The sequence below is a fragment of the Halomonas sp. KG2 genome (assembly GCA_030440445.1).
GTDB lineage: Bacteria > Pseudomonadota > Gammaproteobacteria > Pseudomonadales > Halomonadaceae > Vreelandella.
Map to the genome: position 1 here is coordinate 2,336,656 of CP098528.1, position 21,221 is coordinate 2,357,876.

General features: G+C 54.7%; 26 protein-coding genes. 1 reads left to right on the top strand and 25 read right to left on the bottom strand.

The window, feature by feature from the left end; all coding sequences use genetic code 11:
• Positions 1-94 precede the first annotated feature (94 nt).
• The 3 genes from NDQ72_10895 to NDQ72_10905 all read right to left on the bottom strand — a co-directional run bounded on the left by NDQ72_10895 (position 95) and on the right by NDQ72_10905 (position 6,960).
• Positions 95-2,935: a hypothetical protein gene (locus NDQ72_10895; protein WKD26581.1), complete on the bottom strand. Its 2,841-nt coding sequence runs from the start codon at positions 2,933-2,935 to the stop codon at positions 95-97.
• 69 nt (positions 2,936-3,004) lie between these two features.
• Positions 3,005-3,457: a hypothetical protein gene (locus tag NDQ72_10900; GenBank protein ID WKD26582.1), complete on the bottom strand. Its 453-nt coding sequence runs from the start codon at positions 3,455-3,457 to the stop codon at positions 3,005-3,007.
• Positions 3,457-6,960 carry a tape measure protein gene (locus NDQ72_10905; GenBank protein ID WKD26583.1) on the bottom strand — a complete coding sequence of 1,168 codons (3,504 nt, stop codon included), beginning with the start codon at positions 6,958-6,960 and terminating at the stop codon, positions 3,457-3,459. Before NDQ72_10905 ends, NDQ72_10900 begins: the two co-directional genes overlap by 1 nt.
• A 172-nt stretch (positions 6,961-7,132) precedes the next feature.
• Between NDQ72_10905 and NDQ72_10910 the strand changes: the two genes are divergently transcribed.
• Entirely contained in the window at positions 7,133-7,624 is a 492-nt protein-coding gene (locus tag NDQ72_10910) for a hypothetical protein (protein ID WKD26584.1), read from the top strand.
• A 52-nt stretch (positions 7,625-7,676) separates the two neighbouring features.
• Here NDQ72_10910 and NDQ72_10915 read toward each other — a convergent pair whose 3' ends face one another.
• The 22 genes from NDQ72_10915 to NDQ72_11020 all read right to left on the bottom strand — a co-directional run bounded on the left by NDQ72_10915 (position 7,677) and on the right by NDQ72_11020 (position 21,107).
• On the bottom strand, positions 7,677-8,045 hold the full coding sequence (locus tag NDQ72_10915) for a DUF1799 domain-containing protein (protein ID WKD26585.1): 369 nt from the start codon (positions 8,043-8,045) through the stop codon (positions 7,677-7,679).
• The gene (locus tag NDQ72_10920) at positions 8,015-8,359 is read right to left on the bottom strand and encodes a hypothetical protein (protein WKD26586.1); all 345 of its coding nucleotides are present in this window, start codon (positions 8,357-8,359) and stop codon (positions 8,015-8,017) included. Before NDQ72_10920 ends, NDQ72_10915 begins: the two co-directional genes overlap by 31 nt.
• An 11-nt stretch (positions 8,360-8,370) precedes the next feature.
• Positions 8,371-9,306 (bottom strand): hypothetical protein, encoded by a 936-nt coding sequence (locus tag NDQ72_10925; GenBank protein WKD26587.1) that lies wholly within the window; start codon positions 9,304-9,306, stop codon positions 8,371-8,373.
• Positions 9,266-9,454, bottom strand: a complete 189-nt coding sequence (locus NDQ72_10930; protein ID WKD26588.1) for a hypothetical protein — start codon at positions 9,452-9,454, stop codon at positions 9,266-9,268. Before NDQ72_10930 ends, NDQ72_10925 begins: the two co-directional genes overlap by 41 nt.
• A gap of 16 nt (positions 9,455-9,470) precedes the next feature.
• A complete protein-coding gene (locus tag NDQ72_10935) occupies positions 9,471-9,878 on the bottom strand; it encodes a hypothetical protein (protein WKD26589.1) in 408 nt (135 codons plus the stop codon).
• Positions 9,875-10,477, bottom strand: coding sequence for a hypothetical protein (locus tag NDQ72_10940; GenBank protein WKD26590.1), 603 nt, complete (start codon positions 10,475-10,477; stop codon positions 9,875-9,877). Before NDQ72_10940 ends, NDQ72_10935 begins: the two co-directional genes overlap by 4 nt.
• A gap of 9 nt (positions 10,478-10,486) precedes the next feature.
• The gene (locus tag NDQ72_10945; protein WKD26591.1) at positions 10,487-10,792 is read right to left on the bottom strand and encodes a hypothetical protein; all 306 of its coding nucleotides are present in this window, start codon (positions 10,790-10,792) and stop codon (positions 10,487-10,489) included.
• Positions 10,792-11,091 carry a hypothetical protein gene (locus tag NDQ72_10950; protein WKD26592.1) on the bottom strand — a complete coding sequence of 100 codons (300 nt, stop codon included), beginning with the start codon at positions 11,089-11,091 and terminating at the stop codon, positions 10,792-10,794. The genes NDQ72_10945 and NDQ72_10950 overlap by 1 nt, the downstream gene beginning before the upstream one ends.
• 69 nt (positions 11,092-11,160) lie before the next feature.
• Positions 11,161-12,207, bottom strand: a complete 1,047-nt coding sequence (locus NDQ72_10955; GenBank protein WKD26593.1) for a major capsid protein — start codon at positions 12,205-12,207, stop codon at positions 11,161-11,163.
• 45 nt (positions 12,208-12,252) lie between these two features.
• The gene (locus NDQ72_10960) at positions 12,253-12,603 is read right to left on the bottom strand and encodes a head decoration protein (GenBank protein WKD26594.1); all 351 of its coding nucleotides are present in this window, start codon (positions 12,601-12,603) and stop codon (positions 12,253-12,255) included.
• A gap of 36 nt (positions 12,604-12,639) precedes the next feature.
• Positions 12,640-13,863 carry a S49 family peptidase gene (locus NDQ72_10965; protein WKD26595.1) on the bottom strand — a complete coding sequence of 408 codons (1,224 nt, stop codon included), beginning with the start codon at positions 13,861-13,863 and terminating at the stop codon, positions 12,640-12,642.
• Between the two features lie 40 nt (positions 13,864-13,903).
• Complete coding sequence (locus tag NDQ72_10970) at positions 13,904-15,562, bottom strand: phage portal protein (GenBank protein WKD26596.1); 1,659 nt, start codon at positions 15,560-15,562, stop codon at positions 13,904-13,906.
• A 3-nt stretch (positions 15,563-15,565) separates the two neighbouring features.
• The gene (locus NDQ72_10975) at positions 15,566-15,787 is read right to left on the bottom strand and encodes a hypothetical protein (protein ID WKD26597.1); all 222 of its coding nucleotides are present in this window, start codon (positions 15,785-15,787) and stop codon (positions 15,566-15,568) included.
• Positions 15,784-17,670 (bottom strand): phage terminase large subunit family protein, encoded by a 1,887-nt coding sequence (locus tag NDQ72_10980; protein WKD26598.1) that lies wholly within the window; start codon positions 17,668-17,670, stop codon positions 15,784-15,786. The genes NDQ72_10975 and NDQ72_10980 overlap by 4 nt, the downstream gene beginning before the upstream one ends.
• Before the next feature lie 61 nt (positions 17,671-17,731).
• Complete coding sequence (locus NDQ72_10985) at positions 17,732-18,286, bottom strand: terminase small subunit (GenBank protein ID WKD26599.1); 555 nt, start codon at positions 18,284-18,286, stop codon at positions 17,732-17,734.
• Between the two features lie 116 nt (positions 18,287-18,402).
• The gene (locus tag NDQ72_10990) at positions 18,403-18,573 is read right to left on the bottom strand and encodes a hypothetical protein (protein ID WKD26600.1); all 171 of its coding nucleotides are present in this window, start codon (positions 18,571-18,573) and stop codon (positions 18,403-18,405) included.
• Positions 18,542-18,973 carry a hypothetical protein gene (locus NDQ72_10995; protein WKD26601.1) on the bottom strand — a complete coding sequence of 144 codons (432 nt, stop codon included), beginning with the start codon at positions 18,971-18,973 and terminating at the stop codon, positions 18,542-18,544. The genes NDQ72_10990 and NDQ72_10995 overlap by 32 nt, the downstream gene beginning before the upstream one ends.
• Positions 18,970-19,293, bottom strand: a complete 324-nt coding sequence (locus NDQ72_11000) for a phage holin, lambda family (protein WKD26602.1) — start codon at positions 19,291-19,293, stop codon at positions 18,970-18,972. Before NDQ72_11000 ends, NDQ72_10995 begins: the two co-directional genes overlap by 4 nt.
• Before the next feature lie 25 nt (positions 19,294-19,318).
• Positions 19,319-19,897, bottom strand: a complete 579-nt coding sequence (locus NDQ72_11005; protein WKD26603.1) for an N-acetylmuramoyl-L-alanine amidase — start codon at positions 19,895-19,897, stop codon at positions 19,319-19,321.
• A 263-nt stretch (positions 19,898-20,160) separates the two neighbouring features.
• Positions 20,161-20,538: a hypothetical protein gene (locus NDQ72_11010; protein ID WKD26604.1), complete on the bottom strand. Its 378-nt coding sequence runs from the start codon at positions 20,536-20,538 to the stop codon at positions 20,161-20,163.
• A gap of 44 nt (positions 20,539-20,582) precedes the next feature.
• Positions 20,583-20,795, bottom strand: coding sequence for a hypothetical protein (locus tag NDQ72_11015; GenBank protein WKD26605.1), 213 nt, complete (start codon positions 20,793-20,795; stop codon positions 20,583-20,585).
• A 21-nt stretch (positions 20,796-20,816) separates the two neighbouring features.
• A complete protein-coding gene (locus NDQ72_11020; protein ID WKD26606.1) occupies positions 20,817-21,107 on the bottom strand; it encodes a hypothetical protein in 291 nt (96 codons plus the stop codon).
• Positions 21,108-21,221: the final 114 nt, after the last annotated feature.

A 21,221-nucleotide genomic window follows, 5' to 3' on the forward strand; every position in this document is an offset into this window, starting at 1 on the left:
TACGAGCCACTGATTAATAGTGATTTCCATACATCACCTTTTTTTCAGGCACAAAAAAACCGCTCAATGGCGGTGGTTCGGGCGTAGCTGATTACTAGTAATAGGTCTGCTCTACGTAATCCATTACAAGTTTTAACTGCTCGTAGCGATCTGGATCAGTCGTACTGCCTACGATTGTGAAAGCGACAATATCCCCCCCAGGCATCTCTGCTAGTAGCGTCAATGACTGTCCCGTGATTCCGGTGGTTCCGGTCTTTGCAGCAAGCACGTTGTGGAGTCTGTTAGCGTTGAATGAATTGAATTCAATCGACGTCACGTAATCGATAGTCCGTGGTTCTGGACCGTCAACGATAGTTGCAGTGTGGCGCGACTGCCTCATGATGCTCATGAGCCGTTGGCTAGAGTTGACTAGACACATCGCACGACATACATCGAGCGAGCAGACCTGAGTGCCTTCTAGCGTACCGGCTATAAAGCCATCGAACTGGGGCCTGACCATTCCTAAATCACGGCCTATCCTTTCCATTTCCCGGTAGCCACGAAAGTCAGCTGACTCACCGTCTTGCACGCCTTCTGTTTCTTGGATTATCTGTCCAACCCTGCGCCCTACTGCAGTAGAGCAGGCGTTATTGGATGGTATCAGCATTAATGAAACGGCGTCCTGCACCGACATAACATCCCCGACTTGTAGACCCGCACCTTCTACATCAATAGGTGCGGCAAGTTCGGCATTGAAATCAAGCACCCATTGATCGGCAATCAGCGCCGTAAAAACTTTTGTCATAGACGCAATGTTCTGTCGAGCATAAGGGTTTTGCTCGAAAAGGATAGCTCTGTCTTTAACACGCATGGCGCAAACAGATGTCGCCTGCAGCACCGGCTTTTCTAACTTGCGGTGAACCACCAGGGGTTTTCGGATCGGCTCAGCAGCCCATTTTTCGAGCTGCATGCGCTCGTCATCACTGACGATATGGTCGGTGAAGCACATTCTCCCGAAAGCTACACCTCCCGCGTCAAAAGAGGCGCCTTTAAATAAGTCTGTCCGACGGGAACGCGTCAGCCCCGAAGGCATAGTGAAAGTGTCGACAAGCAACCCGTTACACCAGAACTCGGATTTTTCTGGCGCTTCCTTAAGCACGAGGCTAAAAACACCCCAAGCGTCTTGGGGTGCGTTCGCCGCAAGGGGATCGCCCGTACCTGAAGCACCGTCCACAACACCATCAATAGCGATACCCAAGCGTCCAGGGCGGGACAGCCAGTTGCCGTTACTGTCGCGTATCGCGTTTGCGTTGATGCGCAAGCGACTGCCCGATTCGGGATCATCTTCACCCAGGCCGCCGTGCACCAGGGAGCGCAGCGTACTGAAAGCGCTGTCCGCATACGTCGCGAACACCATTGTCCCGGGCCCATACGTCACCCCGCCGCCAACGGTCATGCGGACGTTCTCGTCGACCCCGATGGACGTGATGCACGGATAGCCTTTAATGACTGACCGAACCGGCTTACTGAAGATACCGCCTAAAGCCTCTAGCGGGCGCGCCGAGATGCTGTCGTTTATTGACTCGACGGTATTATTGCCGCTGAGGTGGACGCTGTTGTCGTCGACGGGGTCATAGACGTTAACATTTGCAGCGTTGCGTAATAGCTTAGCAGGTAGGCTACCAATCGACGGTCCGTGATATTCGCTACTAATGTGAGGCGTGGCGAAAAGCTTAAGGACCGCAATAATGCCCGTTGTACCAGTTAGTCGCAGAAATGGGCGTGCATAGGTTGCCCCCGCCGGCATATCGAAACGATGGCTACGAACAACATTGTCAGCCATCGCTTGGAGTGTGCCGCTGACTGCAAAACTAAGACCTACAGCCTCACTGATGTAGTTTCGATCTTGATCAAACCACGCCACCGCAACTTCTATATTGCCATCTGCTGGCGGCTCGAACTGCAATATAGAAGCGCTGTAATTAATGTCGTAGAGAAACTCACCCCGCTTTGAGACGGGAATTAGATTAGCAAGCCCCAAACAACTACGGGAGGTAGCCGCAATAATCGACAATCGCTGCCCAAGGCTGCCTGACTGTGCCTGCACTGAACTAGCACTTCTTGGGAATGCAGCATGGACGTCGAAAACATAATTCGCAGGATTATTACCCACATATCCTTTATATTCAGCGCCCGCAGACTCTCTAATAGCTATCGACTCGGTTATGTCAGTTATGGTCAGCTCAGACCCCCAGAACCTCCCAGTCGTCGAATCAGTTCCAATATAGGGCAGCATATAAACAGCGCCAGAAGGAAATTCGATGTCTCCTACTTCATTTTGCACCGTAAAACGAAAACGTTGCGAGTCTGCAGAAAGCGGGCCTCTGTAATACTCAGTAGATGGAGTTTCGGAAAGTCTCAACTTATCTTTATCAAACCAAGCAATACCTATAAAAAAATCATCATTTAGCTCACCAGAAGAAACCCCCGATAAAACCCTGATCTCAAATGCCAGACTGGAGCGCACGCTCGTTAACTTGCGAATAGCAAGTATATTGGGCGCTTGAATGGAATATGCGCTCCCTGTCACCGCGTTAGACCTGAGAAATTCAAAACTCCCCGAGTACGTTAGCGGTGGACGCTGACTAGAATCACCGTTGGCTAGGGTTGAGGTATAAGCCAAAGGGTTATCTGCAATACGATCTAAGACTTCGTTACTTATCGCGCTAAGCCACGCCTGAGTAATATCCTCGCCACCACCCACAATCGCGTTAGCTGCTTCCTGAAGCTGCGTTAACAACCAAAGCGTTGGCGACTCTTCGCCAAATCGGTTGATCCACTTGCTCAGCTCTTTCGTATTCACAGCTATATCGAGATTTTTAGTATTGATGTCTCGAATTAATGGGTGAGAGCTGCCCAGCGGTTCAGACGCGGGGTCAAATGGGGGTGTCGACATAAATAGATCTCCAGGCACAAAAAAAGCCCGCCGTGCGGGCTTTGGAAATGGGGTGGTGCTAATTTGGGGCTAGGCTTTCGGCCAGTGCTTGTTCATGGTTCTATCAAACACATCGCTATAAAGGATCTCGTCGGGGTATTGCGTATCTAGCTCGCTAATGGTCTGCCGCTTGAGGATTTTCACCGGCGCGGTGACGATCCATAGCCCGCCCTTGGAGCGATGCGAGTACATGCGCATTTTCATCTCAAGATCTCTATGAATCCCTAAACTGGTCTTCATCGGCCCGCGAAACGGCAGCACCCCGTCATGTATCTCCCAGCGAAACCAGCCTTCGAACAGCTGGAATTCTGGGTACTCAAACAGAAATCTTACCGTTAGATTCGTGGGCACCGTGCCCATTTGGCGCTCATCTCGGGTACGTCCGTTGCCCAGTGGGGTGCGTAGAATGGGGTCGTGGTGCTGCGCATCAAAAGAGTCATCCGGCGGTGGTAGCTGGGGTGGGTAAACTGGCATTTCTGGCATTACCTAGCCCCTCGTTTCATGCCGTAGGTATTAGCTACCTGCTCGGCGTAGGAATTGCTGGCACCGCTGGCGAGGTCTTCGCGCATCGTCTGCAGTACGCGTACTTTAAAGCGGTCATCGCTCACGCGCTCCACTGTCGCAGTGGCCTGCACGGGCTGGCCCTGGTTGATGACTTCGACATCAATTTGCACGTTAGAGCGGCCACCGTTTGAGTCATTCGCGGCGCGTTTTTCACTAGCTAAGAAACGATCTAGCTCGTCCGCTTGCTGGCTCATCATCACACGCTGGCCTTGGTCCAGCAGCCAGGTGCCCTCTTTGGGTATGCGATCGACGCCCGCGTGCGACATGCCTGTAGGCTGTATCGCGCTTAACATCGACGACAATGCGCCCGTTTCCAGCACGGTTTTTGCAACGATAGGAATGTTCGCTGGAAAAGGCGCGCTTGCCCACGCTTGTGCAATCGCTTGGTAGCTAGACACCATGGTGCTAGCCATCGAGTACGCTTTATGGGCAGCAAACAGGCCGCGATAAATTGACGACTGCTCACCCGCAAACACCTTAGCCAACCCAGCAAGATCGCCATACATACTAGCGTTGCCCGCCAAACGGGCTTGGCGGCTTTGCCTTTCGTACTGCTCTACCGTTTCAATGTTTCGCCGTTCTAGCTCAGCCAGCGCCGCTTGAGCCTGTTGCTTTACGCCGTACTCTTCGTTGGTAAACTCTCGCAGCAGTTCCAGCCGTTGCTGGTACTGCTCGCGATAGCGCTCCATCTCCCGATCTAAGCGATCGGCTTCACCAAACGGGCCGGAAACTGACGCGTCTAGCGATGTTGGCACCTGCAGGCCACGCGTGGCAACGTTGCCCAGCTCGCGTTCTAGCTGTTTTGCAGCGAGGTTGCCGAGGCCAGGATCTAGCATCTCAATCGCCATCGAGTCGCGCTGCAGCGTTTTCAGGCGCTCAAGATCGGGCACGTAGGTATTAATCAGCGATGAGCGACGCTCCAGCAGCGAAAGTTCTTCACGCAACTGCAGCAGGTTGTCTGCCTGCGTTTGATTGAGTTCACGAAGATTGCCGCGCTCAAGTTCATAGCGCAGCTTGGCAACTTCACCAATTTCACCATGCAGGGCTATATCACGTTGCAGTGTTTCCAGTTGACCATCATAAAGCCCCTGCACACGCTCAATTTCTCGCTGCCGTTCGCGCAGTGCTGCCGCTGCCATTTGCTCGCCCTTGCGGGCTGCTGCGTTGGCTTCCTGCTCTGCTTTGCGGCGGCGCTCTACTGATGCGCGGTACTCATCCTGAAAGATGGCCCCTTGCACAATGGACTCGGCCAGCTCTGGCGGGATGCCGCCGTCCTGCGCAGAAATCCAGCGCCGCGCTTGGCCTTCATTGCTCGGGTCCATCATCTGGGCAATGGATTCATTCATCCGCTTGAGATAATCGTTCGCCGCTGATCGGTTGCCTTCCATCGCCCTTGTCTGGGCGTCGATGCTGCTGGTAGCGTCATCTAATGCGGGCTTTAGATCCCTTTGCCTGCCAATCAAGCCCTGAAGCGTTTGGTTTGCGTCGTCATATTCGACCTCCAGATTGCGAATAACGCTGGCATGAGATTCGGTGGCCACTAACGGGAATTGTTGTTCAAAAAGCTCTGCAAGCGTTCCGGCCTCGCGGATACCCTCGCTAACCTCTTTCAGCGCCGTCCGCATGACCTGCAGACCTTCACGCTGGTTAGGCCCGCCCACAGATTGCGACATACGGTCTATTTGCTGCAGTGCGCGCGCCATGACTTGCTGCTGCTGGTTAATCTCGTCCTCAAGCCCCTGCATCGTCAAATTCCGCTGTGATAATGCTAAGCCATCAAACGCCTCAGTGGCCTGTTCCGTCTCGGTGCGTAAATCAACAATGCTATCGCGGATTTCTTTAGCGGTGCGGCTCGCCTCGCTCATATTGGTTGATAAGCGATACACCGCATAAGCGCCCAGCATAAGAACACCAGCAGGGCCACCCATTAATGCCATGGCCCCATGGGCACCGCGTACTGCTAACGCCATCGACGTATGAGCAAGCGACGATGCACGGGCTGCTGCCGTTTGCGACAACGTGGCGGCGGTGGCCGTAGCAGTGGCGCGCTGATACTCAATCTTAGAGAGCGTGGCTAAGCGGGTTGCAGATGCTTCCCCTGCCACTGCGGTATTAAGCGCTAATTGTGCAGCACGCTGCTGTACTGTTAAGGCTTGCTCAGTGCGGCGTATTTCGGCTAACCGGGTTAACGAGCGCTGACGCCCTACATCACTAATCTGCGCTTGCAAACGCTGAGTTTCTAGAGCGCGCTCTGCTGACATCATTTGCTGAGTAGATTGCACTCGCTGCAAATCCTGCCGCGCAGCCTCAAGGGTATGCCGGGCACTCTGCTGAGCGCGCTGTGCTTCCTGCACTGCCTGGGCACGCTCTGCCGCTTCACGGCGCTGTGCTTGGGTCACGGCAGCACGGTCTTGTTCCATACGGCGCAGGGTTTCTGCTGCCGCCATGCGCTCACTTTCAGCACGGCGGCCAACTGCAGCGGTGTACGACCCCAACGCTTGCACGCCACGGCCCGCTATAATAACGCCCGCCGCCATGCCTACTTCCGCCAGGGTTTCGATGTTATCGGCAGCTAATTCAATGCCCGCCGCTAACACGCCGGTGGCTGAATGCGCTTCGTTCGCTTGGCCGATGTACTGCATCCATGCGTTATTAAACACCACCCTGGCATCTTCAACCGAGGTGGGCATGCGCTCCAGTTCCTCGACCATGGTCGCCACCTGACCGGTCAAGGCGGGCATCACAACGTTTGCCGTCAACTTCCCGGCAGTAGCCATTTCGTTTAGCTCACGCGTGGTTACCCCCAGCCCTTCCGCCAGCGCTTGCTGCAAGCGCGGCGCGTTCTGAATCACCGCGTTGTAGGCGTCGCCCTGCAACTTGCCGGCGATCATCGCCTTGCCGAACTGGTCGATCAGTGAGGTCGAGTCTTGCGTTTTGGTACCGCTAATAACCATCCCCGCCGAAAGTGCTTCGGTTAGATCCAGCACATCCCGCGTGGCAAAACCAACTTCTTTCAGAGGCCGCACGGTATTGACGAACAGCTCTGAAATATCCATCAGTGGCTTGTAGGTGTTGCGGGCGGTCTGCATCATTCGCTGCTGCACCATGTCGTACTCGAGCGTCGATTCAGTCACCAGCCGAATTCGGGACGCCATTTGCGAGTACTCATCAGCGGTACCAATAACATTGCGCGCGGTGAACATACTCGCCAACGCCACACCAGCGCTTAGTGCTGTGTTCTTTAGAAACGCAATTTGATGGCTAGTGTCTTGAACGTCTTCACCGAATTTCTGAGAGCGCTGGCCGCTATTATCCAGCTCTTTGCCCAAACCCGTGACTTCATCACGCATTTGACGCATGACGCGAATGCCTCCGCTGGCGTCGCCATTAATTACAAACCGGGTCTGCATTTCGCGCGACATAGAAATACCTCAAATAACGGGCATAAAAAAACACGCTTAAGCGTGCTGGATTATTAGCTTCAAAGTTATGCCGATTTTTACGTCGGCTTTCTAATAACTTTCTAGATTTCACTAATCAAATAATTCATTATTGGCAACGCAAAGCGCACTTAACTTAAAAAAGGGAACATAAATGAGAAACAAAGTCATATTGACAGCTGTTTCAGCAATGCTCTTAGCAGGCTGTGCTGGGCCCTCATATCAGCCTCCCTCTGACCAAGAGAAAAACTACTCTCAGATCTACAATGCTGATTTTGATAAAGTTTGGGAAGCAACCGTTGATTGGTTCGCCATCAACAATATTCCTATTAAAAATATTGAGAAAGATTCAGGAATTATCGGCTCAGACTACAGCCTAGGATCTAGCTATACACAGGTTGATTGTGGCGTAATTAGCCCTGGTGACATGCATGTAATGTTTGATCAAACAGTGGTAGCCAATATTAATGTGCTAGTCAGGGAAACCAGCAGTGGCGCCAATGTTCAGCCTAATGTGTTTGGAAGCGGTACCTTTATGATTCGCGATGTGCTGAACAATATACCTCAGACAATGCGTGCCGATAGATGCGTTAGTACTGGCGAACTTGAGAACAGCTTGCATAGGCACTTAAGCAACAGCATCTAACATGGTCCCTTGGTCTGCTAGCTTCTGCTATCAGGCCAGGGGCTTAATAATGTTATCTATTCAATACCTCACGTGCCCCGCTCTCAATCACTCGCACCTGGGCAATGCAGGCACGCCGATCTTCTACGCCGCACAGCTCCATGGCCGTGGTAACGCTGGACAAATCTAATCCCTGGTAATGAACACCGCCAATGCCGGTAATTACCCGCCACTGGTTATCACACGTGCTGTACACCTCCCACGCGAGCAGATGCTCGGGCCATATTTCTACCTCATCCGGCTCCATGTAACGCTCCACCGTGGCTAGGGCAATTCCAAAGGCAGCCGCGTCACTCTCCAGCGATGAGGAACCCCCTTGGCCGCCTCCTGCCCAGTGGCGGCCAAGGGCGGCTAGTTTTTTGCGCGGGCCTCTGGGCCGCACTCCTGAGCGGTTACCCAACTGTTAATCAAGGCGCGGCGGAAAAACGTTAGCTCCATCAACCCTTCCAGCAAGTCGGGAGTAAATTCTAGCGGCTTACCTTTGTCATCTTTCAAATCATCCATGCTGATCAGATCACGCTCTACCAGGGCACTATCGTCCATCTTGCCCAAATTGAGCTGCTTAGATGTTTCTCGGTAATCACTAAAGGGCAGCAGCTTCCAAGTCGCGTGGATCGTGCTGGGCTGCTCTTCATCGGGCACGTGGATCTCTACCGGTACCCGATGCGTAGCGTATTTTTTAACAACAAATGACATGGAAGGATCCTTTAAGTGAACACCAGCGTGAACTCGTCATCGCCTTGGTTACGCGTATAAATTGTATCCATGGTGTAGTGAACGATGCCGTTAGAATCGCTACGCGATAACGTAGAGAGCTGCACTTTAGGGCCAGTGAGGGTGACGATATTGCCAGGCTTGGTACCGTGACCAATCTTCACTTCATCTTTTGTCACGCCGTTATGGCTCTCAATCGCCGCAAAGTAGTCTTTCGTGGCAATATTAGGTGCTTCAATTTCCACCTGCCCTTTGCTTTCGCGGCCGATGATTTTCACCGTTTCGCAACCAATTAGGTTGCGGTGTACCACTTCGTTGCCCATGTTGAGCGACAACGACTGTAAGCACCCAGCATAGCCGTGAACATTACGGACTGGGGTGTTTTGCTTGTTCACCACCAGCTCTTCAGCAATATCCGTAATCTGTTTTTCGATTTGCGTGCCAAGTTGGGCAACTTTTTTATACATGCCAGTCAGCGTGTATTGCTGAGTAGGATCTTGCTTGGCGGTTAGATTCAGCTCTACGTTACCGCGCACACCGGGCATTTCTTGCACCTGCCCTTCTTCCACAAACCAGACACAGCAGCTTTCTTGGCTATTGGTTACAGGTTGATAGGTGACACTGATGTTCTCTTCAATTTCCTCACTTAGCCCACATGAGCGTAGCAATTGGTGGAAATTGGGTGGAGTACCTGGTGTACCAGATCCTGCCAGCGGGATAGTGGTGGTGATGGTGCTGTAGGGTGCGGCGTTAATCTCCTGATTAGCACCGAACGTTGGCTGCATTCGCTCACGGGTAATGCGGTCACCTTCATACGGGTTACTATCCAACTCGCTGGTAATCAGCATCACTGCGTCTTCAATGTTAGCGCCCGCCCCATAAGTGGTCTCAGGTGCGACTAACAGCATTCTCAGCTTTGTGCGCATCATCAGCTTTTTCCTTCTGTTTTTTGGCGGCGCTGCTGGTTTCTACGGCAGCGGGCGGGGTGGGTTTGTCGGCACTGGTACCACCGCTATGATCGACAAGCACGGGCTCGCCTCCGCGAAGCACGTAGCTTCCACCGGATCTAATGGGCATGGGGTTAACTCCTGGATTAGGCGGGGGTGCTGATCATGTGGGTGTCGGTCTCCCAGTAAGAGATCCACCACACGATGCTGCCTTTAATGTCCTCAACTTTGCCGCTGTGAAACTGCAATGGGTCGTGGCGCGGACCGGCTTGATAGCCAAATAAGGCGTCGTAAAGCTCTTGCTTCTGCTGCCGGAAATCATCTTTACGCGCGACCAGCCACACGCCGTAGCGCAGCTTTACCCGCTGGCGGGGGCGCAGGGTTTCCGCGTCGCCGGTGGCAGCCTCTGCAACCAGGTAGGGGCATGCCATGGGCAGCTGTCCGTTGTAGTCGTCTAATGGCGTGTGAAACCACGCCTCTTCCACGCTGGATAGCTCAGGGCATAGCTCCTGTATGCGTTCAATCAGTGGATCGATAATGTCGTATTGGTTCATTTTTTCGCGGCCTCACGGCTTAGCAGGTAGTCCATTTGCTGGCTAAATTGCCGGGGCAGGTCGTCTCGCACCATGTCTTGTGCGGCATCCATAACACGTTGATTGCCGACCATTTCAGGGATTGACGGCCCAAACCGCATGAGCGGATCACTCTGGTTATCTGCCTTGTCTCGACGTCGCAGAATATGCCCTTTGGCGTGCCAGCCGCCTTGTACTAGCTGCCTGCCGTTATCCTTGCGGATACGCACCGTCACGCCACGACGGCGGGCAACCCGACCTTTACGGGGGCCAGACTGCACCTTTCGGCCACTGCTCACCGGCACCCAACGCCCACGCGGTTTGAACTGCGCAAGTGGCAAGCGGCGCCCGGTGTAGAGAATCGCCCGAGATGCATCACGGTTAACGCGCTGTATCTGCATACGGCGACGAATGTCACCGGCGCTAATGTCGTAAATATCCCGCGTGTAGCGACTGATAAACGTGGCCGCTTTGCGTGTCGATCCGTTGACACTTCGGTCAAGTGCCTTATCGACAATTTTAGGGTCGTAGCGATTACGCAGCGCCTGCAGCTGGCGTATATCAAACTGTAGATTCGGCATAACCTCCTCCTACGTCACCCAAAGGCGCCGTACATGGCCGTCATCCTCAAGCACTTCCTCCACAATCCATGTTTTGCCGGGCGCTTGTATAGTGTCGCCTTGATTACTGGAAGGCACATCGGCAACCATTACGCTGATCGTGTTGATGCGCCCTGCTAGTTGCTGATCGTCGCTGTAGGGTTCCCAGTTACGATCCAGCACCACCAGCTTGCCTAAGAGCACCGCGCCACCCGTAATCTGATAGTCAGCGAGAAAACCAGCATCTTGAAAGATGCTGGTCATATCGCTGCGTACTTCATCATCAAAGGCGCTCATTACTCATCACCAGAACCGCCGCCAGAACCTTCTCCGGTACCGGTGCCCTCGCCTTTGCTGTTTTCGTCATCACCGGTACCGCCTGTTGGATTTTCTGGCGGGGTAGATGAGCGCTTGGCTTTACTGGTGCCCTTGCCCTTGCCCTTGGCAGGGGCACCCAATTCAGCGATCACGCCTGCATCCAGCAGGCGTTTCTCTTCGGCGGCATTTTGGGGTTTGTAGGGCTCGCCTTGTTTGGCTAACACCTCTTTGCCCTTTTCGATCTGCCCACGTACTACCACATACTGTTTAGCTGCCATGACAACCTCCGCTGCTTATCTAGAATTGACTGCCCAGAAACAACTCACCCCGCCATTAGGCGGGGTGAGTTAGACGACCTTGGCGTAGACGAAGGCGTCAGGTTCGTGGAAGCCGGGGATCGGTGCGGACTGCATCATCAGCCAGCGAACACCGGGATCTTTTTCAGTCCAGCTTTTCGGGTAGCGATCGACATCAAACAGACCGCCCTCGATGGCTTCCACATCTTCGATAGCCCCATACAGCATGGAGTTGCGGCTCGAAGTGGTACCCACGATCAAACCGCCGGCAGGAATCATCGGCTCATCGTCCAGGAGGCTTTCATCTTCTTCACTATCCGAGTCGGGCGTGAACCATTCGTCATAGGAGTACAGATCAAGGCCCGGATCATTGATGTAACCCAGGTAGGTGACACCATCCGGCAGCTGGTCAGGCTTAATAATGCCCATATCAACACGGCGGGTATTAAGCTTTTTCAATACCTCTTCGCTATCCAGAAAAGCATCCGCCGCTTCCGCGCTCATTACACAGGCATTGGCGGTACGGCCACTTTTCTTCGAGACACGACGCTTGTACTTGCGTAGGTCAGCAATGGGATCGGCACCAGCTGCTGTCCAAAGCGTGGCTTCGGTCACCAGGTTTTCGGCATCCATCTGATAGTCAATGATGTCATTAACGCCATCACCGATGACATGCACTTGGCCAGTAGTAAGCGCCCGCGCAATCATCCACTCTTCACGGCGGCTGATACGATCATCCAGATCCTGCATATCGCGGCCTAGCTGATCACCCGCACGCTCCAGTGGAGTACGCGCCGAGTAGATATGTTCACCTGCTTGGCGGGTTAGCAAGTTTCCTGCACGCGTCGGCATTTTCGGCTTCACGTAAGCAGGCTTATAGCTACGCATTACCGAGCCGGGGCGATTGACAACGCTACCGGGGCGATTGGGCAGCACAAACGGTGCCATGCGGCGATTGCCCTTAATGATATCGATATCGATATGCTGGGTAGTCGCCACAATCGGCTCAGCACCAAAGAAGGTCGTCGTCAGGAATCGACGCGGGCGCGGCATACGCTCTACCGCCGCTAGCATCGTGCGGAGTTCAAATAGGTCCATGGGGTTCTCCCGGATTAAAGTAAAAGGGTTTCGCTAAGCGCTTGCTTAGTGAACGAACAACGACCAGCGCCGCAGCGCTTTGCGCACGGACTCGATTGTGTGGCCTTCGCCAAGCGTTAGCGCCGCTGAGCGTAGGTCTCCGGTCAGCATTACTTCCGCAGGCACCGGGCCATCGGTTGCGTCTACGTCTTCCCAGAGGACTACGCTGGGCGCTTCACTGCCATCAGCGGCGGCGGACGCGCTCAGCTTGTACTCTTCGTCGGCAGTGACTTCACCAAGTACACTGCCCTGTTCGAGCACTTCACCCGCTGCAATCATCACTGTTGCGAATCGGATCGGGAATTCACCGCCAACCAGCTGACGGTGCCGGTGGGCTGTTTGCGTCATGCCAGGCATGGGCTTGCTCCTATCAGTAAAGGGTTATCCGCGGGCTTACTTAGCCCAGCGCTTGGAAATGGCGTCCACCGCCTGGGCGCGCTCAGTTTCGGCAGCATCGCCATCCTTAGGCGGCGTGGTGGTACCAGCTTCAGTGCTGTCGCCCTTAATGCTCTGTAGGCTAATGCCACGGTCTGTGGCTGCCTTGAACAGCGCTAAGCCGGTGGCTTCTACGCTGTCGCCATTGGCCAGGGCCGCAGCGACTTCCTTTTCAAAGCCGGGCATTGCCAACGCCTGAATGCCGATACAGCGCTGGCGTTCAGCTTCAGCCGCTTCAGTACGCAGCTTGTCGGTATCGACGGTTTCAGCCGCGGCGATTTGAATTGTCTTCGGGTCGGTACCGGCCTCGATCGCTGCCTGCAGCTCTGCCGTGCTTTTCACGGTGGTCATAGTGATGCTCCTGGGTTGGTTACTGGCAGAGGAACCGGCCAGTTCGGCAATAAGGGATTCAAGCGAGCCAAGACGATCCGCCATGCCCGCTTCGATCGCCAGCGCACCAGTGGCGATACCGCCCTGGCGGAAACGGTCGTTGACCTCTTCACGGGGGATACCACGGTTGCGGGCCACCTTGTAGAGAAACACGCTGGCCAGCTCATCAGTTCGCGCCTGCAGCTGCGCCATGCCCGCTTCAGTCTCTAGGTCGGGCCGCTTGTTGGGCGCGTTGCTGGATACGATTTCGTAGCTTTTCTCACCGGGGCGGTCTTCGCGCTTACGCAGGCTCAGCACCACGCCTACGCTGCCAAGCTGTGCGGTATCATCCACCACGACTTCATCAGCGGCGCTGGCTATCCAGTAGCCCGCACTGGCGGCCATGCCGCTAACGTAGGCAACCACCGGCTTGCGGCCCCGCATGTTGTAAATCAGGTCGCCCAGCTCATTGATGCCGGTAGCTTCCCCACCTGGTGTATCAAACACCGGAATGATCGCTTTGATAGCCGGGTCGTCGAAAGCGGTCTGAAAGTCAGTCGCCAACACTTGGGTACTGGTGGCCCCGCTGATTTCGGTGAACAGGTTGGCGTAGCGGAAGATAGGCCCGGTCACCGGAATCACCGCCACGCCATCGCGCACAGTAACGCTGCGGGTGTTATCCAGTGAGCGGCCTAGTCGTGTTTCCAGTGCTTCTACATCGCCCTGACGATCAGCCACCGCCATCACGGTATCGAGCGCTTCGCTGGTGATCAGCCACGGGCGACCCGCCGCTAGTTCCAGTGCGGTTCTCATAGTCATACTCCAAAAGGAAAGCCCTGCTCATTGGCAGGGCTTAGGCGGTGTGCTGTGGCTCAGGCTTAGCATCATCTTCATGAACTTTACCGCCGATATAGAGCGGCACCCCATCCACGTTTTTACGCTGGATCTCGCGGGCACGGTCTTTGTGAACGTCTTCCCAGTCCTCGCCGTGCAGCGCCATCGTTTCCAGATGTTCGTTACTGGTGCCGTTGGCGATGCGCTCCGTCGCGGCACGGGCGTCAATCAGTTCGTTGAGCGACCCTAACGGCTCACCAATCCAAAGCGAGCGAACATAGGCACGGCGCTTGGCCGGGTCTCGGTACCCAGGCAACGTGATCATGCCATTGGCCACCATTTCATCAATGACCAGCTCATAAATCGGCTGGCACCACTGCACGGTCAAATGGTGACGGCGTTGTTTTACGAACTTGAACAGCTGGTTGAACGCCGCACGAGCTGCGGTGTAGCTAGTAGAGAAGTGCATTAAAATGACTTCAGCAGGCTGCTCTAGTGCTGCGCCAATCTGTTTCACGACGGCCATGAAGAACGGATCAAACTCAGGGTTTGGCCGGTTGGAACTAATCGGTACCGGTGTGGCGCCATCTTCCAAATCCCAGACTGCGCCTTCGCCTAACGTCAGGTTGTCCCCTTCCGGTTCATGATCGCGGTTACTCTGCACCACTGGACGCGCTGGTTTATTGGGATCGTTGCTCTGCTCATCCCACATTGTGGCTGCGCCGCCAATTCCCTGCTCTTCTTCTCCGTTTTGATGAGTAATGGCCACCGTGAACATCGCGCTGATCACAGCGGCGGTTAGCTCTGCCTGGCTGAAGCGTTCTAATTTCTGCAGTGCCTCCAGGATCGGTGCCAGGTAAGGAACGCCACGCACTTGGCTGGGGCGGTCCTTTTCGTTCATTAACTGCAGTATCCGCCGGCGGCCAGTTTCAGCGCCGAACACAGGTACCCACTCCCAGTCATGGCGAGTTAGATGATCGTTTGGATAACCGCTGCATAGCCGTACATGGGTCGGTCTACCTAGCCGATCCACACGAATGCCGTCTTGCTCGCGTTCCGTGTTTAAGACGTTGAAGGGATTACCTACCCGCTCTGCTTCCACTAGCTGCAGCTTTAGACCAAACAGCCCACCTACCCGCTTATCAAACGGCGTGAAGCCAAACACATCGCCGCTAGCCAGCGCACTGACGAAGGCCAGCCGTTGCTGCATGTAGAAGTCCATCGTGGCTTCCGCATCGCATTCATTTGGATCCTGCGCCCAAAGGGCGAAGCCGCGTGCCAGTTGATCATTGAGGGCGTCGGTGGCGTCGTCATCCAGTCCTAGTACCTTGCCGTCTACATTCGGGCGAACGGTTAACCCCATTCCCACTACGTTGGTAGCGGCACGGCTAATGGCGGCGCGACCCAACATATGGTTGCGATAGGCATCCCGTGACCGGGCAATCAGCGTTTCCCGTTCGCTGGTCGGCGTATCCTGCCGTGGGCTACCCAATCCGGGGATCCAGCTCAACATGCTACGTATCATACGGCTGGCACCGCGGTGTCGGGTCTCGCTGCCCACGTTTGCTTGGCTGCTCGGCTGGGTTTTCTTTAGGCGTTGAATCTCCTCTAGCGCTTGCTGGGCTTGAGTCTCTGCTAGCTTCGCCCGGGCGCTGCCTAGATTTGGAAAAATGCCCATGGCTTAAAACCCCACATAGCGAATGCGGTTTCGCCCACGGCCCGATGCTGCTCGCTTCTCAAGAGCCGCCATTTTTGCGTAATGACGCTCCATACGTTCAAGGGTGAAAATATTAGCTCGCGTATATTGCCTACCGTTGAAGCTCCATGACTGTGAGCCGGTTAGCAGTTTATCGATCGCTTCACGTACTTTAATGAGGCGTTCGGCATAGGTCTCGGTGCTCATAAGCTGCTCTTCCGTGTGACGCGGCGTCCACGCCGCTTGCCTGTAGCTTGCGGTGAGTGTATCGCTGCCGGTGATTCAAACAGGGTTGTTTGGGTTAGCGTGACTTCGAGACGGTCCCAGTCGCTTGCCTTTAACACGTGAGTACGACAGCTACGCGCCGCGTGTAGGGCGTACACTTCGCAATCCAGCGCTTCGTTTGGCTTGCCTGCTTTCTTCTGCCATACGCGTTTACGTGGGTTTCTCGGATGCGGTGCTTTTACTTCCGCTGTCAGCTGTTCCCAGTAGTCGGGGCGAACATCTTGGTACCAGTGCATTCGACCGGGGCCAGTGCCCTTAAGACGTATGCGGGCGTCAATCAGATCCTTAGCTTTATGGGTACCGACGATGAACGGGCGCAGGCCGTACTTATCGGCCTTGGTGTTTTTGCTGTTCGTGTCATCCGATGTCTTGGGCCGGCTGAAGATCTCTTTGTTCTCGCTATTCAGCGAGGCACCTTTAACGGCCATGACGCCGTGCCGCTGACGTGCTCGCACGTAGTGATAAATAGCATCACTGGTGTGGCCGTCTGAGCTATCGATACCCACTGCAGAAACCCGAAGCGATGCACCACTCTCATGTTCAAAGCCGGTGGTCATGAGCTTGTCTAGCTCTTCATATACCGGATCGGCTTTATCCATCGTGTTGCCGTAGAGCTCGCCCCAGTAGATCAGCCAGCTCTCTTCGCCACGGCCCCAGGCGCGTATTACCACCGCTAGGCGGTCGTGTTGCACATCGATACCAGCCGTGAGCAGCAAGCCACCACGGGGGATGGTTTTCTCTGCATACTCTTCAGCCCGGTCTTTCAGCTCATCCACTTCCGGTGCATCACCTTTGAACTGATACGCCAGGCCCATTGAACTGTTGGTGAATACGATTAGGTCGCTAAAATCGCCCTGCTCAGCGTTGTGCTGTGCTGAAAGCCACTTTTCCATCAGCTTTGCAAAGCGCGAATCGGGAAAGGTGCTTAGCAACTCATTCATGTAGTAGCCAGCCACGCCGCGAAACTCAGCGGTGGCTACCCATTTCCCTTTACGCAGGTTGGCGTTCTTATCCCGATCGTTCCACTCGCTACCACAATGTGGGCAGGCGTAAACGGTTTGCTCTGGCCGGAATGCGCCATAAATGGGATGCGGCTGTTCAGCCGTCGTCGGGCATACCAAGTTATCGAAACTCAGTTCGTGCGATTCACCACAGTGATGGCACGGCACCAGGCAGCGGCGCTTGTCGCTTAACTGCATTTCCGCTTCGATAGAAGAGATACCCGCGATGGTGGGCGTTCCACCGATGATGTACTTCTTACGACCACGGCCGTAGGTTTTGCCACGCTCTTTGAGCAGCAGGATCGAATCACCCTGCCCCTTAAGGTTCAGGTTGCAGTCGTCAGGTTCTTCGACAAAGCCGCGGGGGCTGGGCGTCGACTTCACCGACGATGGCGAATTGGAACCCACCAACTTCAGGAAGCCGCCCGGGAAGCGCTTGAATTGTTGGCGTTGCTGCAGCTTCCGCGAACGTAGGTCTATCTTGTTACGCAGCCGTGGTGTCGCTTCCACCATCGGCTCAAACTTTTCCGCTACGTACTCTTTAGCGGCACCGTCTTTTGGGAACAGGCCGATGATCGGAGAAGGGTCAATGTCGATCCAGCGGCCAAGGGCGTTACCTAAAACGCCAGATGTCCACGCGACCTGTGCCGATTTCTGACAGCACACCTCTTCAACGTTGGGATCGTCGATCGCTTCCAGCGGGCCACCGGGCAATGCCAGTGCCGGCGTAACGTGAATGCTATATTTACCCGGCCTGGCTGTTTCAACTTCACTCATCCAGCGGTGTTTGTTTGCCCAATCCATAGTGCCAATACGTTCTGGCGGGGCCCACTTTTTTGCCAACTTGTTTGCCCATCGCGCAGCGTTACGCTTCAGCGCTCTCCGCATCTTCCGGTTCAAGTTGGCTGCTGGATTCATAGTTACTCAATGTGCTTAACGCATCTTCGATATGGCGGCGGATCACAGACACATCCACCTCTTCGCCCAAAATCGCCGTTAGCTCAGCAGCCAACGCATCGGGCATGTTAAACAACAGCTCAGCGCGGGCAGCTTCCACCAACGCGTCATACTCAACATCCAAGTCTTCGGGCATGACTAGAACGTCATCTTCTTTAAGCATCTCGCGTTCGAGCTGGTCACCGCGCAAACGGTCAAGGCGATCTTTGGCAGACTCGCGGGTAGTGTCATTTGCACGAACCATTAGCCAGGCCAAAACCTCAGCCGGTGAATACTCGTTGCTGGCACCACGGCCAGCGGACACCGCCACCGGCAAGCCTTTTTGCTGCCAGTCAGTCAGCGTCCTTTCGGAGACTTCAAGCAGCTCAGATAACGCCCGCTTGTTTAACGATGCGGGCAAGCCAGCAGCGTGCCAGTTAAGCAACGCCAGCTGACAAACGTTGATCAACTCAACTGACGTCATGCTGCTAACCTATTGATCAGATTAAAAGTAAGGAAGCCATGCACACTTTTTAGCTGCACGAATTCCGCGGCTATCGTCCCCCGTATACCGCGCTACCTAGCCAGAAGGACCCACGGTTATTGCTCACCTACCGAACCCGGCTTAAGCAACAGCTGATAGACAGATGCACGGTCAGCATTGGCACGGCGGCGCAGTGATTCATAGTCAGCTAGCAACTGTAGTAGGTCGCGGTTATGCGACACACGACGCTGAGGTTCACTCAGTGGCGTCACCAGGTGTGGCGGCAACTCCGGCGTCACCACCACGGGAATCGTCACCGGCTTCGGGGAGGTCACGCACCCACTGGCCAACAGCAGTAGGCAGAGGCTGCCCAGCCCAATCACTAGTCGTTGCATCGTCTCTCTCCAGTTGCTGGGCCGTCTGCCGCATCATGTCTACTAGCTCAGTGTCACGTTGCAGTTGCTCATCACGTGCTGATAGCACCGCACTCAGTGTGTTGATCTGCTCACGCTGCCAGCGCTGATGTTCCTGCAGTATCTCCACCTGATCGTGTGCCCGAGCTAATCGCGTTTCGGTTGCCGATAGTTGCAACGCATACTGCCGCGCCTGCATGCCAGCAAAGATCGTGATGCCCAACAGTCCAGCGACCATCCAGCCAGACAAGTTGCCTAAGATGCGCTTAATCATTTCAGCCACCGCCCGATGATCTTCTCATAGAGCTCATCCGCTCGATTGCCAAACCACTCCGTTCCCTTGAACGCCACTACCGCGCCAAGGGCAGCTGCTAAATCAACCGGAAGGCCGAAGTAGTGAAGCACTGGGAAAGCCGCCAGGGTTAAGCAGCCGCAAAGCATGGCCTCTAGCCAGCTCTTGCTGACTCTGTTGCCCGCGTGCAGGCTGCGCAACATGCCCACTAAGAACGCCAGACCCGCCGCGTAAAGCTGAGGCCAAGCGGTGGCGACATACGCAAGCAACGCCTGCCATAAGTTAGGGTCACGTCCCGGCATGAGAAGACTCTTTATTGAATGAATGTCACGCCGCCCGCGCCGCGTCCGCGATCACGCCTGCCACCGCATCAACGAACTCGTCGTAATGCTGTTTGAACTGGTACAGGTCGTTAGCGTTGGATAAGAAGAACAACTCAAAGATAAGGCCACCGCCGCCACTCACGAACGCCAGCCGTTCGTGGTACCCAGCATCCTCGGGCTTGGCGCCACGGTTAGCGATGCCCAACAGGTCAGCGGTCACACGGCAGAGCTGAGCACCCAGCGGCTTGTTATGAGCGCGGGATAACGTCTCAACACCCGTTGCACCAGGGCCTCCACCGTTGGTGTGAAACTCAATCGAAATGTCACAGCCTTGAGCAATTCGAACAGCCTGGCGCAACGGCAGGTTTTCGCCGGGTTCACCGTCTAACACATGGCGTATACCCAGGCTAGCTAACCGCACGCTAACGTCATCGCGGAACAGCTGAACGATATCGGCCTCTTTATAGCCGTTGGCAACGATCCCCGGCACCGTGTCGCTATGCCCTGCTGAAAGCATCACTGTGTTGCGTTGGGGTGGCCGTTGGGGCACCGCGTTAACGTGATCAATCCACCGCATGCCCATTGGCCTACCTCCTAAAATAAAATGCCCCGCACCGGATAACCGATACGAGGCACCGCCCACCACGGACGGGAGCACTGGTTGTCTACTAGCGCCGAACAAAAAGCCCCAGCGGGTTGCTAGGGCTTCGTGACTTAGGCGCATCTACTAGACAGTAGCTGAATGGTGGCCCTTGACTGCGGTGGCATCAAGCCGTTTTTAATGCCAAACGATAAATCCAATTACAGCGTTAGGCATGGTTGGGCAAGCATCGAAAAACTTAATGATTAACGTCTTTTTGTTCGCTTACTACGGTTACGCAGCTGGGCTCTGATCTCGATGTGCAGCTTGTGGAGGCGATCGTAGTATGTGCGCTCAGCAAGTCCGAGACGTGCCGCCTTCGCATCGTTGTAGCCATTCCACAGGTAATGCTCGTGGGCCAACACCTGAAGCTCATCGCTCAGACCGTTGACGGACTGTTGGACTTCCCATGCAGCATCATCCATATCACCTAGGCCCATCAAATCCTTCGAGCCGCGAGGGCTGCTGGTGGGCATCACACCGCCAAATTCAGCAAGGCGGCCCAGCGGTGTGCATTGACGCATTCCCCGCCCTTTCAGCTGATCGGCCCAGTGGTGCAACAAATCGTCGATCTCTTTCAGCATTGGTTTGCTCCTGTCTTCGGCCTGGTGGGTAGCCGTGGTTCTACTTATCTGACTTGAGCCATCACATCAGCCTGATGCTGGATTGCCATCGCCTTAACCAAATCCCCTAACAATGCCGGGTTCTTTTCGAAGAAAGCCGGGTCTAGATGGCGATCCGCGATATCAATAGCGGCCACTAGGTACGCCTCAACCGCTTCAGCCGATTGCTTCTGGAGGGCTTGCCGCTCTAACTTATCTTGCCTATCGAGTTCATTCATTATCTAACCCTTACCTTGTGCCTACTTGTTGAACGAGCCGATTGCAGCAACGGCTTTATCGAGCGAATCAGAAACTTCATCTAGCGATTCCCGCAAAGCGACCTCTTGATCCTGCATAACGGAACAAACACAGGACGTATGAAAGTCTTGAGCGCTCGCCCGAATCATTGCCGCCAACAGCTCAGGGTGCTTCTCTGCATAGCCCTCGCCGAAATGCTCATCAAGGTAACGACTGCAATCGACTAGGTAGGTATAGGCCGTCTGTGGCGCCTGTCGCATAAGTGTATTGAAGTCAGCATCTATGGTTTGCATGGAAAATCCTCTTCGTTTTTAAGGCTGTCACAGGTGTCACAGGTATCTATTTAGACCTGTGACAGAAAAAGTTCTTTTAAAACAAAGATGTCACACTTGTCACAGGTGTCACAC

Coding starts and splice junctions, on each gene's coding strand:
- NDQ72_10940 (WKD26590.1), bottom strand. CDS start 10,477: ATGCCGAATCTACAGTTTGATATACGCCAGCTGCAGGCGCTGCGTAAT.
- NDQ72_10895 (WKD26581.1), bottom strand. CDS start 2,935: ATGTCGACACCCCCATTTGACCCCGCGTCTGAACCGCTGGGCAGCTCT.
- NDQ72_11005 (WKD26603.1), bottom strand. CDS start 19,897: ATGGGCATGCGGTGGATTGATCACGTTAACGCGGTGCCCCAACGGCCA.
- NDQ72_10930 (WKD26588.1), bottom strand. CDS start 9,454: ATGCCCATTAGATCCGGTGGAAGCTACGTGCTTCGCGGAGGCGAGCCC.
- NDQ72_10905 (WKD26583.1), bottom strand. CDS start 6,960: ATGTCGCGCGAAATGCAGACCCGGTTTGTAATTAATGGCGACGCCAGC.
- NDQ72_10900 (WKD26582.1), bottom strand. CDS start 3,457: ATGCCAGAAATGCCAGTTTACCCACCCCAGCTACCACCGCCGGATGAC.
- NDQ72_10955 (WKD26593.1), bottom strand. CDS start 12,207: ATGGACCTATTTGAACTCCGCACGATGCTAGCGGCGGTAGAGCGTATG.
- NDQ72_10925 (WKD26587.1), bottom strand. CDS start 9,306: ATGATGCGCACAAAGCTGAGAATGCTGTTAGTCGCACCTGAGACCACT.
- NDQ72_10910 (WKD26584.1), top strand. CDS start 7,133: ATGAGAAACAAAGTCATATTGACAGCTGTTTCAGCAATGCTCTTAGCA.
- NDQ72_10960 (WKD26594.1), bottom strand. CDS start 12,603: ATGCCTGGCATGACGCAAACAGCCCACCGGCACCGTCAGCTGGTTGGC.
- NDQ72_11010 (WKD26604.1), bottom strand. CDS start 20,538: ATGCTGAAAGAGATCGACGATTTGTTGCACCACTGGGCCGATCAGCTG.
- NDQ72_10945 (WKD26591.1), bottom strand. CDS start 10,792: ATGAGCGCCTTTGATGATGAAGTACGCAGCGATATGACCAGCATCTTT.
- NDQ72_10950 (WKD26592.1), bottom strand. CDS start 11,091: ATGGCAGCTAAACAGTATGTGGTAGTACGTGGGCAGATCGAAAAGGGC.
- NDQ72_10995 (WKD26601.1), bottom strand. CDS start 18,973: ATGATTAAGCGCATCTTAGGCAACTTGTCTGGCTGGATGGTCGCTGGA.
- NDQ72_11015 (WKD26605.1), bottom strand. CDS start 20,795: ATGAATGAACTCGATAGGCAAGATAAGTTAGAGCGGCAAGCCCTCCAG.
- NDQ72_10935 (WKD26589.1), bottom strand. CDS start 9,878: ATGAACCAATACGACATTATCGATCCACTGATTGAACGCATACAGGAG.
- NDQ72_11000 (WKD26602.1), bottom strand. CDS start 19,293: ATGCCGGGACGTGACCCTAACTTATGGCAGGCGTTGCTTGCGTATGTC.
- NDQ72_10970 (WKD26596.1), bottom strand. CDS start 15,562: ATGGGCATTTTTCCAAATCTAGGCAGCGCCCGGGCGAAGCTAGCAGAG.
- NDQ72_10920 (WKD26586.1), bottom strand. CDS start 8,359: ATGTCATTTGTTGTTAAAAAATACGCTACGCATCGGGTACCGGTAGAG.
- NDQ72_10985 (WKD26599.1), bottom strand. CDS start 18,286: ATGACGTCAGTTGAGTTGATCAACGTTTGTCAGCTGGCGTTGCTTAAC.
- NDQ72_10975 (WKD26597.1), bottom strand. CDS start 15,787: ATGAGCACCGAGACCTATGCCGAACGCCTCATTAAAGTACGTGAAGCG.
- NDQ72_10980 (WKD26598.1), bottom strand. CDS start 17,670: ATGGATTGGGCAAACAAACACCGCTGGATGAGTGAAGTTGAAACAGCC.
- NDQ72_10965 (WKD26595.1), bottom strand. CDS start 13,863: ATGAGAACCGCACTGGAACTAGCGGCGGGTCGCCCGTGGCTGATCACC.
- NDQ72_11020 (WKD26606.1), bottom strand. CDS start 21,107: ATGCAAACCATAGATGCTGACTTCAATACACTTATGCGACAGGCGCCA.